The sequence below is a fragment of the Pseudomonas sp. RC2C2 genome (assembly GCF_018390435.1).
In the GTDB taxonomy this organism is placed as follows: domain Bacteria; phylum Pseudomonadota; class Gammaproteobacteria; order Pseudomonadales; family Pseudomonadaceae; genus Aquipseudomonas; species Aquipseudomonas donghuensis.
In genome coordinates, this window is the sequence record NZ_JAHBAX010000001.1 from 2,283,158 (window position 1) to 2,296,160 (window position 13,003).

A 13,003-nucleotide genomic window follows, 5' to 3' on the forward strand; every position below is an offset into this window, starting at 1 on the left:
CATGCATGCTCAACCCTCCCCTGCCGAGGTGCCGAAAGGCGACCACCATAAAGTGCTGATCGTCGGTGCCGGTGCCGCTGGTATCGCCGCCGCCTCCAGCCTGATCTGTCGCGACCCTTCGCTGGATGTCGCGATCATCGACCCTGCCGATGTGCACTACTACCAACCCGGCTGGACCATGGTGGGCGCCGGGATCTTCCAGGCGCCTTCGACGGCACGCACCATGGCCTCGACCATTCCCGGTGGCGTGCAGTGGATCAAGGCACGGGTCGAGACCTTTGACCCGCAGGCACAAACGGTCACTCTTGATGACGGCCGGCTGCTCAGTTACGAGCAGTTGGTGGTCTGCCCAGGGTTGAAGCTCGACTGGGATGCCATCGAAGGCCTGAGGGAAACCCTCGGGCGCAATGGCGTGACCTCCAACTACCGCTACGACCTGGCCCCCTATACCTGGCAACTGGTGCAGAACCTGCGTGAGGGCCAGGCGCTGTTCACTCAGCCGCCGATGCCGATCAAGTGTGCCGGCGCGCCGCAAAAGGCCTTGTACCTGTCTTGCGATCACTGGTTGCGCAATGGTCGTCTGGGCAACATTCAGGCGCAGTTCTTCAATGCCGGGGGCGTGCTGTTCGGGGTGCCCGACTACGTTCCGGCATTGATGGAGTACATCGATAAGTACGCGGTAGACCTGCAGTACGCCCATCGCCTGGTGGCTGTCGATGGCCCGGGCAAGCGGGCCACCTTTGTGCGCACCCTGCCCGATGGGAGCAGCGAGACCCGGGTTCAACCCTTCGATATGCTGCATGTGGTGCCGCCGCAGGTTGCGCCTGATTTCATCCGCAACAGCCCGCTGGCTGACCAGGCCGGTTGGCTCGATGTCGACCCGGCTACCTTGCGCCACAAACGCTACAGCAACATCCACGCCCTGGGTGATGGCATCAATACCAGCAACGCCAAGACTGCGGCGGCGGCGCGCAAACAGGCGCCGGTGGTGGCCAACAACGTGCTGGTGGCGCTGGGGCGCCTGCCCAACCTCGCCCACTATGATGGCTATGGCTCCTGCCCGCTGACCGTCGAGCGCGGCAAGATCGTCCTCGCCGAGTTCACCTACGGCGGCAAGCTGGCGCCGAGCTTCCCGCGCTGGCTGCTCGACGGCCGCCGGCCGACGCGCCTGGCCTGGCTGCTGAAGGCGCAGATCCTGCCGCCGTTGTACTGGCGCTGCATGCTCAAGGGCCGCGAATGGCTGGCCAAACCCCGGGTTGCCGCCGAGGGCCTGCGGTGATCGAGCATCAATTTCTGGCGGCAGGTTTAGGGGCGATTATTGGTGCGGTGCTGGCGCTGACCGGCGCTGGCGGCGGCATTCTGGCCGTGCCCTTGCTGGTGTTTGGCTTGGGGTTGTCGATGGTCGAGGCGGCGCCAGTCGGCTTGCTGGCCGTCGGCATGGCGGCGGCGGTAGGTGCCCTGCTGGGATTGCGCCAGGGCCTGGTGCGTTATCGCGCGGCGCTGTTCGTGGCGTTGATTGGCATCGCTATCGCACCCTTCGGGCTGATGCTTGCCCATCGTCTGCCGAACGGGCCATTGGCCCTGAGCTTTGCCCTGGTGCTGGTCTATGCTTGTGCGCGCATGCTGCTCAAGGCTCGCCGGGAGCTTCGCGGCGAGCCGCCACTGGGCCCGCGCCACGTCATGCCCTGCGTGCTCAACCCCTTGCAGGGGCGACTGCGCTGGACCCTGCCCTGTGCCCGCGCCCTGGCCTTTACCGGTGTACTGTCGGGTTTGCTTTCGGGATTGCTCGGTGTCGGTGGTGGCTTCGTGATCATCCCGGCGCTGAGCCGCTACACCAACCTTGACATGAAGAGCATCGTTGCCACTTCGCTGGCGGTGATCGCCCTGGTGTCGACTGGCAGTGTGGTCAGCGCGACAGTCGGCGGCGTCATGCATTGGGCGGTGGGCGCGCCGTTTGCCGGCGGCGCGGTGCTCGGGCTGCTGCTGGCGCGTCAGCTCGCCAGCAAGCTGGCCGGGCCGCGCTTGCAGCAAATGTTTGCAGGTGTGGGGATCTGCGCAGCCTTGCTGCTGGCGGTCAAAACCTTGGGCAGCTGACGCCCTACTCCGCCAGCAAGGCATCCTGCTCCTGCGCGCACAGGGCCAGGAGAAAATCCCAGACCACGCGCAGGCGTACTGATTTGTGCAGCTCGCGGCGGGTACAGATCCAGTAGCTGCGCTGGATGGTTTCGCTGGGCAATACCCGCACCAATGCCGGATCGTGGCGGGCCATGTAGTTGGGCAGCACGGCGATGCCCAGGCCGGCGCGAGCGGCCTGTTGCTGGGCGATCACGCTGGTGCTGCGAAACACCACATTGGGTGCGCGGCAGAAGCTGTTCAAAAACAGTAATTCCTGGCTGAACAGCAGGTCGTCGACGTAGCCGATCCAGCTGTGCTTGGCCAGGTCTTCACGGTAATTGAGGGCCGGCGCCTGGGCCAGGTATTCGGGGCTGGCGTACAGCGCCAGGCGGTAGTCGGTGAGTTTGCGAGTTATCAACAGGTCGGCGTTCGGCCGCTCCAGGTGGATGCTGATCTCCGCTTCGCGGTTGAGAATGCTGACAAAGCGCGGCACCGCCACCAGCTCTACCTCAAGGCCCGGATAGCGTTCGAACAGGCTGCCCATGCGCGGGGTGAAGAACATGATGCCGATGCCTTCGGTCACCCCCAGGCGAATCTTGCCCAGCGGGGTGATGGCCTGGGTGATCTCTTCCTGGGCCAGCAGGGCGACGTTTTCCATCGCTTCGGCGTGCTTGAGCAGGGCCTGCCCGGACGGTGTCAATTCGTAGCCCTGGGCATGTTGAACGAACAGCGCGGTGCCCAGGCTCTGCTCGATATTGTCGATGTGCCGGGCCACGGTGCTGTGGGTGGTGTTGAGGCGTTTGGCCGCGGTCAGCAGGCGGCCGCTACGCTGCAACTCGAGAAAAAACCGCAGATCATTCCAGTCGAACATGCTTTTCCTTGTGAATCAGGTGTTCACGGACGTTGTGTTAAAACGCACAGCACTTGAGTGAAATCTAACGTTTTCATCCCGAAATTAATCAATAACATGGGCTGGGACAAGAATAATAATCAGGCGCGAGGTTGCCCATGCCATCAGCCGATCCTGTCTACGACTATGTGGTGGTGGGTGCCGGCCCTGCCGGATGCCTATTGGCCAACCGCTTATCTGCCGACCCAGGCTGCCGGGTGCTGCTGCTCGAAGCCGGTGGGCGCGACAACTACCCCTGGATTCACATTCCGGTGGGCTACCTCTACTGCATCGGCAATCCGCGTACCGACTGGTGCTTCAAGACCGAAGTGCAACCCGGCCTCAATGGCCGCACCCTGGGTTATCCGCGAGGCAAGGTGCTCGGGGGCTGTTCCTCCATCAACGGCATGATCTACATGCGCGGCCAGGCTGGCGATTACGATCGCTGGGCCGAGCAGGGCAATGCCGGTTGGGCCTGGAAGGACGTGCTGCCACTGTTCAAGGCCAGCGAGCACCACTTCGGCGGCGCCAGCGAAGCGCATGGCAATCAAGGCGAGTGGCGGGTCGAGCAACAGCGCTACGCCTGGCCGATACTCGATGCGTTCCGCGAAGCGGCGGCGCAGAGCGGCATTGCCAGCGTTGCTGACTTCAACACCGGGGATAACCAGGGCTGTGGATACTTTCAGGTCAACCAGCGCGCCGGCATTCGCTGGAACTCGGCCAAAGCCTTTCTGCGCCCGATCCGCAATCGTCCCAACCTGACCGTGCTGACCGATGTGCTGGTTGATCAGGTGTTGCTGGAAGATGGCCGCGCGTGCGCGGTACGTGCCCGCTGGCAGGGCAATTGGCAGCACTTCAGCGCACGCCGGGAGATTATCCTGTGTGCAGGCTCCGTGGGTTCGCCCGGGATCCTGCAGCGCTCCGGCATCGGCCCGCGCGGCTTGCTCGAGAGCCTGGGGATAACTGTTCGTCACGAGCTGCCCGGCGTTGGTGGCAACCTGCAGGACCATCTGCAATTGCGTTTGATCTATCAGGTTACCCAGGCGCGAACCCTCAACCAGGTCGCCAACAGCCCCTGGGGCAAGCTTGGCATGGGCCTGCGTTACCTGTACGACCGCAGTGGACCGCTGGCGATGGCGCCGAGCCAATTGGGCGCTTTTGTTCGTTCCGGGCTGGAACAGGCTTCAGCCAACCTGCAATACCACGTGCAGCCCTTGTCGCTGGAACGCTTCGGCGAGCCACTGCACCGCTTCCCGGCTTTTACCGCTTCGGTGTGCAACCTGCGCCCGGCCAGCCGCGGGCGTATCGATATCCGTTCGGCCAACCCGGACGATGCGCCGCTGATCGATCCCAACTACCTGAGCGATCCTGAAGACCTGCGGGTTGCCGCCCAGGCCATTCGCCTGACCCGCAAGATCGTTCAGGCCCCTGCCCTGGCTGCCTTCAGCCCGCGCGAATACCTGCCGGGCCCGGACCTGCAAAGCGAAGAGCAATTGCATGAAGCCGCCGGGCAGATCGGCACTACGATCTTCCACCCTGTGGGCACCTGCCGCATGGGCAACGGGCCACTGGATGTGGTCGACAATCAGCTGCGCGTGCACGGTGTGCCGGGGCTGCGCATCGCCGATGCCTCGATCATGCCGCAAATCGTCTCCGGCAATACCTGCTCCCCTACCCTGATGATTGCCGAAAAGGCCGCGCAACTGATTCGCCAGGGGACGTTATCCACAACCAGCATCGAAAACACCGCAGTACCGACGCCCTGACCAGGGTGCGTAGCAACAACGACGCCGGACGCAGTCTGCCGGCGTCGACAGTGGAACAACAAGAATAATCACTGGGGCCTGCAGGCCGAGGACAGCAACGATGTCGGATTACATTCAAGAGCAGGGCGCTGCAACGGTGAGCAACAGCCGCCGGGAAGAACGCAAGATCATTTTCGCGTCATCCCTCGGGACGGTTTTCGAGTGGTATGACTTTTTTCTTTATGGGGCGCTGGCGGCGGTCATCAGCAAGCAGTTTTTTGCCGGGGTGAACGACACCACTGCCTTTATCTTCGCCTTGATGGCCTTCGCCGCCGGTTTTCTGGTGCGGCCCTTCGGCGCGCTGGTGTTCGGCCGCCTGGGCGACATGATCGGGCGCAAGTACACCTTCCTGGTGACCATCGTGCTGATGGGCCTGTCGACCTTTGCCGTTGGCCTGTTGCCGACCTACGCCAGCATCGGCATTGCCGCACCGATCATCCTGGTGGGGTTGCGCATGCTGCAGGGCCTGGCTCTGGGCGGTGAGTACGGTGGCGCGGCCACTTATGTTGCCGAACATGCACCGCCCGGCAAACGCGGTTTCCACACCGGTTTTATCCAGTCCACCGCAACCCTCGGCTTGCTGTTGTCGTTGCTGGTGGTACTCGGTAGCCGCTACATCAGTGGTGACCAGTTCGAAGTCTGGGGCTGGCGCCTGCCGTTCCTGCTGTCGATCGTGCTGCTGGGGATTTCCACCTGGATCCGCATGAGCATGCATGAGTCGCCAGCCTTCGTAAAAATGAAGGCCCAGGGCAAGGCCAGTAAAGCGCCAATCCGCGAGTCGTTCGGCTCCTGGCCCAACCTCAAGGTGGTGCTCACGGCACTGTTCAGTATCAACGCCGGCCAGGCGGTGACCTTCTACACCGCACAGTTCTATGTGCTGTTCTTCCTTACCCAGATGCTCAAGATGGACCCGGCCCAGGCCAACACCCTGCTGATCATCAGCGTGGTGATCGGCGCGCCGTTCTTCGTGTTCTTCGGCTGGCTGTCGGACCGGGTTGGGCGCAAGCCGATCCTGATGCTTGGCCTGCTGCTGGCCACGGTGCTGTACTTCCCGCTGTTCAAGGCCCTGAGCCACTACGCCAACCCGCAGATCGACGCCGCCAGCCGTCAGGCGCCGATCGTGGTGATGGCCGACCCGCAGGGCTGCACCTTCCAGTTCGACCCGGTGGGCAAGGCGCGTTTTGACAGCCCGTGCGACAAGGTCAAAACCTTCCTGGTCAAACAGGGCCTGCCTTACAGCTCGGCTGAGGCGGCTGCCGGCACCGAGGTAGTGGTGAGCATTGGCGAGCGGAAAATCAGCGGCTTCGACGAAGCGGCCATGCGCGCGGCCATCGACAAGGCCGGCTACCCGGCCAAGGCGGATCCTGCCAGCGTCAACCAGCCGATGGTGGTGGTGCTGATCGTGGCGATGATCCTGATCGCGACCATGACCTACGGCCCGCTGGCGGCGGTGATGGTCGAATTGTTCCCGACCCGCATCCGCTATACCTCGATGTCGCTGCCCTATCACATCGGCAACGGCTGGTTCGGCGGCTTCCTGCCCACGGTGTCCTTTGCCTTGGTGGTGTACACCGGCGATATTTTCTACGGGCTCTGGTACCCGGTACTGATCACCGGCATCAGCCTGGTGGTGGGGCTGTTCTGCCTGAAAGAAACCCGTGATGTGGATATCGACAAGGTGTAAGGATCTACAGGCACAAAAAAACCGGCGTAAGCGCCGGTTTTTTTATGCCGCGAAAAAACTTATGCACGATTTTCAAAAAACAGTCATACAGAGAAATAAGTAGCTAAATTAATCACTTAGCGAATTTTCTGCTGAGAAATCCAAATACTGTACACAAGTTATCCACAGATCGGTCAGGCCACGCCCTGCGCTTGATTTGGCGCTGCTGCAGGCAGTGAGCCGAGGTCGCGCTGGGTTTGTTCGTTCCATGCCGCAGCGCGGTCGTTGAGCTCGGCAATGGCCCGTGGGCCGCTGCCTTCGGCATGCATCGGGGCGCCAATCACCACCTCGATGGTGCCAGCGCGCTTGCCCCAGCCCTGCTTGGGCCAGAACTTGCCGGCGTTGTGAGCGATCGGCAGTACCGGCAAGCCAGCGTTTACCGCCAAAGCGGCACCGCTGCGCGAGAATTTGCCGATCTGGCCAAACGGCACGCGGGTGCCTTCCGGAAAGATCAGTACCCAGACGTTCTCTTTAAGCAGCTTGTCGCCCTTGCTGGCGACTTGCTTCAAGGCGGCCTTGGGGTTGTCGCGATCGATGGCGATCGGCCGCAGCATGGCCATGGCCCAGCCGAAGAACGGCACGTACAGCAGTTCACGCTTGAGCACCTGGCTCAAGGGCGAAAAATAGGCGGAAAGGAAAAAGGTTTCCCAGGTGCTCTGGTGATTGGAGAGGATCACACAGGGTTGCTTGGGGATGTTCTCAGCCCCGGTGACCTTGACCTTGATGTTGAGAAACACCCGTACCAGCACCAGCGCAAAGCGGCACCAGTAGACGTTGATAAAGCGATATCGGGCGCTGAATGGCAGAAACGGCGCGATAAAAAAGCTCAGGGTGCACCACAGCAAGGAGCTGGTACCCAGCAGCAGGTAAAAAAGAAAAATTCTGATCGCCTGCAAGATCGACATAGCGGCATGTACCGTTGCGGGCTTGCCCGCCTAGTAAAAGTGCGCCTGTTGTGCAGGCGCGCTATTTGTGGATAAGTTCTCTGGCGATGGCTGCCAGATCATCGAAAATCAGCGTTTTTTCAGGAATTCCCTTGCTCAGGGTCTTCTCGCCTTTTCCGGTTTTTACCAGAATCGGTTGAGCATCGACGGCCAAAGCGGCTTCCAGGTCACCCTTACTATCACCGACAAACCACACGCCAGCCAGATTCACGTTGTAGTGCGTGGCAATGGCGGTGAGCATGCCCGGCTTGGGTTTGCGGCAGGCGCAGCCCTCATCGGGCCCGTGCGGGCAATAGACGATCAGCCCGACCTCGCCACCCTGCTCGGCCACCAGCCTGCGCAACTGCGCATGCATGGCGTCGAGGGTCGCCAGGTCGTAGTAGCCGCGGGCAATGCCGGACTGATTGGTGGCCACCGCCACCGTCCAGCCGGCCTTGCTCAACTGCGCAATCGCTTCGATCGAACCGGGGATCGGAATCCACTCGTCCAGCGACTTGATGTAAGCGTCGGAGTCCTGGTTGATCACCCCGTCCCGATCGAGAATCAGCAGCTTCAAGACTTACCCCAGCAGCGAAATGTCAGCCACGCCCAGGAACAGACCGCGCAGGCGGCTGAGCAGGGCATAACGGTTGGCGCGGACTTTGGCGTCCTCGGCGTTGACCATCACCGCTTCGAAGAAGGCGTCGACCGGCTCACGCAGGGCTGCCAGGCGCGCCAGCGACTCGCTGTACTGGCGCGCGGCGGCCATTGGCTGCACGGCCTGGTCGGCTTGCTGGATCGCCGAGTACAGGGAGAACTCGTTGGCATTGTCGAAGTACTTTGGTTCGACCGTGGTGGCGACAGCGCCCTCGGCCTTGCTCAGCAGGTTCGACACGCGCTTGTTCACCGCGGCCAGGGCTGCGGCTTCCGGCAATTGGCGGAAGGCCTGGACGGCCTGCACGCGCTGGTCGAAGTCCAGGGCCGAGCCTGGCTTGAGGGCACGTACCGACAGGTAGGTGGCAACGTCGATGCCTTCGTCTTCGTAACGGGCACGCAGACGATCGAAGACGAACTCCAGTACCTGTTCGGCCAGGCCTGCGGCCTTGACCTTGGCGCCGAACTGGGTCACGGCGAAGTTCACCGCTTCGTTCAGGTCCAGGTCCAGTTGCTTCTCGATCAGGATGCGCAGTACGCCCAGTGCCGCACGACGCAGGGCGTAGGGGTCCTTGCTGCCGGTCGGGAGCATGCCGATACCGAAGATACCGACCAGGGTGTCGAGCTTGTCGGCGATAGCCACGGCCGCACCGGTCAGGGTCGACGGCAGCTCAGCACCGGCACCGCGCGGCATGTACTGCTCGTTCAGGGCCAGGGCGACGTCTTGCGGCTCGCCGTCGTTGAGGGCGTAGTAGTAACCGGCAACACCCTGCATCTCAGGGAACTCACCGACCATCTCGGTGGCCAGGTCGCACTTCGACAGCAAACCGGCACGCGCCGCGCGTTGGGCATCGCCGCCGATACGCTGGGCGATGAAGGCGGCCAGTTTGGCAACCCGCTCGGCCTTGTCGAAAACGCTGCCCAACTGGGCCTGGAACACCACGTTCTGCAGGCGCTCGTTGAAGCTTTCCAGCGGCTGCTTCTTGTCTTGCTTGAAGAAGAACTCGGCGTCGGTCAGGCGTGGGCGCACGACCTTCTCGTTGCCTTCGACGATCTGCTTCGGATCGCGGCTCTCGACGTTGGCCACGGTGATGAAGCGCGGCAGCAGCTTGCCGTCGGCATCCAGCAGGCAGAAGTACTTCTGGTTGTCCTGCATGGTGGTGATCAGCGCTTCCTGAGGCACTTCAAGGAAGCGTTCCTCGAACGAGCACACCAGCGGCACCGGCCATTCAACCAGGGCGGTCACTTCATCGAGCAGGGCTGGCGGCACGATGGCGCTGCCTTCCTGTTGCAGGGCAAGTTCGGCGGTGCGCTTGCTGATCAGCTCGCGGCGCTCGGCGAAATCGGCCAGGACATAGGCCTTGCGCAGGTCTTCCTGGTAGTTGGCCGGGGCACTGATGCGCACGTTTTCCGGGTGGTGGAAGCGGTGGCCACGGGATTCGCGACCGGCTTTCTGCGCCAGCAGGGTGCAGTCGACCACGTCGTCACCGAGCAGCATGACCAGCCACTGGGTCGGACGCACGAACTCTTCCTTGCGTGCACCCCAGCGCATGCGCTTGGGGATCGGCAGGTCGTTGAGCGAGTCTTCGACGATGGTTGGCAGCAGGCTGGCGGTGGCCTTGCCCGGGATGTGCTGGGAGAAGCGCAGCTTGGCGCCGCTCTGGTCGATATCCGACAGCTCTACCCCGCACTTCTTGGCAAAGCCCAGGGCGGCCTGGGTCGGGTTGCCTTCAGCGTCGAAGGCCGCCTGGCGTGGCGGGCCGTCAAGGTTGACGCTGCGGTCCGGCTGCTGGGTGTCGAGGTTGCGGATCAGTACGGCCAGGCGGCGCGGCGCGGCGAACACCTGCTTGTCGGTGTAGTTCAGGCCTGCGGCCTGCAGGCCTTTTTCGATACCGGCGAGGAAGGCATCAGCAAGGCTGCTCAGGGCCTTGGGTGGCAGTTCTTCGGTGCCCAGTTCAACCAGGAAATCTTGAGCACTCATTGTGCAGCCTCCAGCTTAGCCAACACTTCATCACGCAATTCAGGGGACGCCATCGGGAAGCCCAGCTTGGCGCGGGCTTGCAGGTAACTCTGGGCCACGGCGCGGGCCAGGGTCCGTACACGCAGGATGTAACGCTGACGCTCGGTCACCGAGATGGCGCGACGGGCATCGAGCAGGTTGAAGGTATGCGAGGCCTTGAGGACCATTTCATAGGTCGGCAGCGGCAGCTCCAGCTCGATCAGGCGGTTGGCTTCGCTCTCGTAGAAGTCGAACAGCTCGAACAGCTTCTCGACGTTGGCGTGCTCGAAGTTGTAGGTCGACTGCTCCACTTCGTTCTGGTGGAACACGTCGCCGTAGGTCACCTTGCCGAATGGGCCGTCGGTCCAGATCAGGTCGTAGACCGAATCAACGCCCTGCAGGTACATGGCCAGGCGTTCCAGGCCGTAGGTGATTTCACCGGTGACCGGGAAGCACTCGATGCCGCCTACTTGCTGGAAGTAGGTGAACTGGGTGACTTCCATGCCGTTGAGCCAGATTTCCCAACCCAGACCCCAGGCGCCGAGGGTCGGCGATTCCCAGTTGTCTTCGACGAAACGGATGTCGTGCACCAGCGGGTCGAGGCCAATGGCTTTCAGCGAGCCCAGGTACAGTTCCTGGAAGTTCGCCGGGTTCGGCTTGAGCACCACCTGGAACTGATAGTAGTGCTGCAGGCGGTTCGGGTTTTCGCCATAACGGCCATCCGCCGGACGACGGCTAGGCTGCACATAGGCGGCGTTCCAGGTTTCCGGGCCGATGGCGCGCAGGAACGTGGCAGTATGGAAAGTGCCGGCGCCTACTTCCATATCGTAGGGCTGAAGCACCACACAACCTTGCTCGGCCCAGTAGTTCTGCAGGGCGAGGATCAAGTCTTGGAAGGTACGCACGGCTGGCGTAGGCTGGCTCACGAAATTCACCTGTTTCTAGGGCTGCGAATATAAAGAGCGGGAGTATAACCCGATTCGCGCAGGCCTCTACCCTTGGAGCCTTATGCCACGTTGCTTTTGGTGTACCGACGATCCGCTTTACCAGGCTTACCACGACCAGGAGTGGGGCACGCCGCAGCGTGATCCGCGCCAGCTGTTCGAGATGTTGCTGCTGGAAGGCTTCCAGGCCGGGTTGTCGTGGATCACCGTGCTGAAAAAGCGCGAACGCTACCGCCAGGTACTGTTCGGCTTTGACCCGCAGCGCCTGGCGCAGATGAGCGATGAAGAAATCGAGGAGCGCATGCTCGACCCGGGCATCATCCGCAACCGCCTCAAGCTCAATGCCGCACGGCGCAATGCGCGGGCCTGGCTGGAGCTGGAACACCCCGCTGATTGGCTTTGGTCGTTCGTCGGCGGTGCGCCGAAAATCAATCATTTCGTTCAGCGTAGCGAGGTGCCAGCAGTCACCGAGGAAGCCACGGCAATGAGCAAGGCCTTGCAGAAAGCCGGTTTCACCTTTGTCGGCCCGACCATCTGCTACGCCTTCATGCAGGCCACCGGCATGGTCATGGACCACACCACCGATTGTGATCGCTACGCCGCTCTGCTGCGCTGAGGGTTACAATGGCCGGCTTGCAGAAAGAGGAACCAGCCTGTGGATAAATTCAAGGGCGCCTTGATGGTCGGGGCGTTGCGGTTGTTTGCCAAGCTCCCTTGGGGCGCGGTACAGCGGGTCGGCGCGGCCATCGGCTGGATCATGTGGAAGGTGCCGAACAGTTCGCGCAACGTGGTGCGCATCAACCTGGCCAAATGCTTCCCGGAAATGGACCCGGTTGCCCGTGAGCGACTGGTGGGCCGGACCCTGATGGACATCGGCAAATCCTTCACCGAGAGTGCCTGCGCCTGGATCTGGCCGGCCCAGCGCTCGCTCGACCTGGTGCGTGAGGTCGAAGGCCTGGAAGTGCTTGAAGCTGCCCTGGCTTCGGGCAAGGGCGTGGTCGGCATTACCAGCCACCTGGGTAACTGGGAAGTGCTCAACCACTTCTATTGCAGCCAGTGCAAACCGATCATTTTCTACCGCCCGCCCAAGCTCAAGGCGGTCGATGACCTGCTGCGCGAACAGCGCGTGCAACTGGGCAACCGCGTGGCGGCGTCGACCAAGGAAGGCATCCTGAGCATCATCAAGGAAGTGCGCAAAGGCGGTCAGGTGGGGATTCCGGCCGACCCGGAGCCGGCCGAATCGGCGGGCATCTTCGTGCCATTCTTTGCCACCAAGGCACTGACCAGCAAGTTCGTGCCGAACATGCTCGCGGGCGGCAAGGCGGTCGGGGTGTTCCTGCATGCCCTGCGCCTGCCGGACGGTTCCGGTTTCAAGGTCATTCTGGAAGCGGCGCCCGAGGCGATGTACAGCGAAGACACCGAAACCTCGGCGGCGGCCATGAGCCAGGTGGTCGAGCGCTATGTGCGGGCGTATCCGAGCCAATACATGTGGAGCATGAAGCGCTTCAAGAAGCGCCCGGCGGGTGAGCCACGCTGGTATTGAGGGCCCTATCGCTGGCAAGCCAGCTCCCACAGGATCGAGTTTGGCCATCAGTTGTGGGAGCGGCGTTGTCGGCGATGGACCGCGAAGCGGTCCTAAACAGCCCTGTCGAGCTTCTTCAGAAATACCGTCATCTCTTTCTCGGCCTGCTTGTCGCCATGCGCGCGAGCCGCTTCCAGCCCCTGCTCCCAGGCCTTGCGCGCCGCCGCCAGGTCACCCTGTAGCTGATGCGCCTTGCCCAGCAGCTTCCACGCCGCCGAGTACTTCGGGTCGTGCTCGACGCAGCGCTGCAAGTGCACGGCCGCCTCGGCGCCATTGCCCTCATCGAGCCAGGCCTTGCCCAGGCCGAAACGCAACAGGGCGTTATCCACACCCTTGGCCAGCATCTTTTCCAGTGATTCGCGCATTCCA

At 62.5% G+C, this 13,003-nt stretch carries 12 protein-coding genes; 6 read left to right on the forward strand and 6 right to left on the reverse strand.

Annotated elements, in window-relative coordinates; genetic code table 11:
- Position 1 precedes the first annotated feature (1 nt).
- Positions 2–1,279 (forward strand): NAD(P)/FAD-dependent oxidoreductase, encoded by a 1,278-nt coding sequence (locus tag KHO53_RS10635; protein WP_010222699.1) that lies wholly within the window; start codon positions 2–4, stop codon positions 1,277–1,279.
- Complete coding sequence (locus KHO53_RS10640) at positions 1,276–2,094, forward strand: sulfite exporter TauE/SafE family protein (protein WP_010222698.1); 819 nt, start codon at positions 1,276–1,278, stop codon at positions 2,092–2,094. Before KHO53_RS10635 ends, KHO53_RS10640 begins: the two co-directional genes overlap by 4 nt.
- 4 nt (positions 2,095–2,098) lie before the next feature.
- On the opposite strand, the gene KHO53_RS10645 is transcribed toward KHO53_RS10640, so the two are convergent.
- Positions 2,099–2,986, reverse strand: coding sequence for a LysR family transcriptional regulator (locus KHO53_RS10645; RefSeq protein WP_010222697.1), 888 nt, complete (start codon positions 2,984–2,986; stop codon positions 2,099–2,101).
- Positions 2,987–3,123: 137 nt separating this feature from the next.
- Here KHO53_RS10645 and KHO53_RS10650 point away from each other — a divergent pair, with 137 nt between their 5' ends.
- Together KHO53_RS10650 and KHO53_RS10655 are read left to right on the forward strand one after the other, a co-directional pair.
- Positions 3,124–4,770, forward strand: a complete 1,647-nt coding sequence (locus KHO53_RS10650; RefSeq protein ID WP_036995288.1) for a GMC family oxidoreductase — start codon at positions 3,124–3,126, stop codon at positions 4,768–4,770.
- Positions 4,771–4,870: 100 nt separating this feature from the next.
- Complete coding sequence (locus KHO53_RS10655; RefSeq protein WP_036995289.1) at positions 4,871–6,493, forward strand: MFS transporter; 1,623 nt, start codon at positions 4,871–4,873, stop codon at positions 6,491–6,493.
- Between the two features lie 173 nt (positions 6,494–6,666).
- On the opposite strand, the gene KHO53_RS10660 is transcribed toward KHO53_RS10655, so the two are convergent.
- The 4 genes from KHO53_RS10660 to glyQ form a co-directional block, all read right to left on the reverse strand.
- Positions 6,667–7,437, reverse strand: a complete 771-nt coding sequence (locus KHO53_RS10660) for a lysophospholipid acyltransferase family protein (RefSeq protein ID WP_010222693.1) — start codon at positions 7,435–7,437, stop codon at positions 6,667–6,669.
- Positions 7,438–7,498: 61 nt separating this feature from the next.
- A complete protein-coding gene (gmhB, locus tag KHO53_RS10665; protein WP_010222692.1) occupies positions 7,499–8,032 on the reverse strand; it encodes a D-glycero-beta-D-manno-heptose 1,7-bisphosphate 7-phosphatase in 534 nt (177 codons plus the stop codon).
- Between the two features lie 3 nt (positions 8,033–8,035).
- The gene (glyS, locus tag KHO53_RS10670) at positions 8,036–10,090 is read right to left on the reverse strand and encodes a glycine--tRNA ligase subunit beta (RefSeq protein ID WP_036995290.1); all 2,055 of its coding nucleotides are present in this window, start codon (positions 10,088–10,090) and stop codon (positions 8,036–8,038) included.
- Entirely contained in the window at positions 10,087–11,034 is a 948-nt protein-coding gene (gene glyQ / locus KHO53_RS10675) for a glycine--tRNA ligase subunit alpha (RefSeq protein ID WP_010222689.1), read from the reverse strand. Before glyQ ends, glyS begins: the two co-directional genes overlap by 4 nt.
- Positions 11,035–11,116: 82 nt before the next feature.
- Between glyQ and KHO53_RS10680 the strand changes: the two genes are divergently transcribed.
- Both KHO53_RS10680 and KHO53_RS10685 read left to right on the forward strand, forming a co-directional pair.
- The gene (locus KHO53_RS10680) at positions 11,117–11,668 is read left to right on the forward strand and encodes a DNA-3-methyladenine glycosylase I (RefSeq protein WP_010222688.1); all 552 of its coding nucleotides are present in this window, start codon (positions 11,117–11,119) and stop codon (positions 11,666–11,668) included.
- Positions 11,669–11,707: 39 nt separating this feature from the next.
- Positions 11,708–12,595, forward strand: coding sequence for a lysophospholipid acyltransferase (locus KHO53_RS10685; protein WP_036995291.1), 888 nt, complete (start codon positions 11,708–11,710; stop codon positions 12,593–12,595).
- 92 nt (positions 12,596–12,687) lie between these two features.
- On the opposite strand, the gene KHO53_RS10690 is transcribed toward KHO53_RS10685, so the two are convergent.
- Positions 12,688–12,999, reverse strand: a complete 312-nt coding sequence (locus tag KHO53_RS10690) for a tetratricopeptide repeat protein (protein WP_010222686.1) — start codon at positions 12,997–12,999, stop codon at positions 12,688–12,690.
- Positions 13,000–13,003 lie beyond the last annotated feature (4 nt).

Bases quoted from the DNA above. Each gene is read 5' to 3' on its own strand.
- KHO53_RS10635 (WP_010222699.1), top strand. From the start codon at position 2: ATGCATGCTCAACCCTCCCCTGCCGAGGTGCCGAAAGGCGACCACCAT.
- KHO53_RS10645 (WP_010222697.1), bottom strand. From the start codon at position 2,986: ATGTTCGACTGGAATGATCTGCGGTTTTTTCTCGAGTTGCAGCGTAGC.
- KHO53_RS10650 (WP_036995288.1), top strand. From the start codon at position 3,124: ATGCCATCAGCCGATCCTGTCTACGACTATGTGGTGGTGGGTGCCGGC.
- KHO53_RS10655 (WP_036995289.1), top strand. From the start codon at position 4,871: ATGTCGGATTACATTCAAGAGCAGGGCGCTGCAACGGTGAGCAACAGC.
- KHO53_RS10660 (WP_010222693.1), bottom strand. From the start codon at position 7,437: ATGTCGATCTTGCAGGCGATCAGAATTTTTCTTTTTTACCTGCTGCTG.
- glyS (WP_036995290.1), bottom strand. From the start codon at position 10,090: ATGAGTGCTCAAGATTTCCTGGTTGAACTGGGCACCGAAGAACTGCCA.
- KHO53_RS10680 (WP_010222688.1), top strand. From the start codon at position 11,117: ATGCCACGTTGCTTTTGGTGTACCGACGATCCGCTTTACCAGGCTTAC.
- KHO53_RS10690 (WP_010222686.1), bottom strand. From the start codon at position 12,999: ATGCGCGAATCACTGGAAAAGATGCTGGCCAAGGGTGTGGATAACGCC.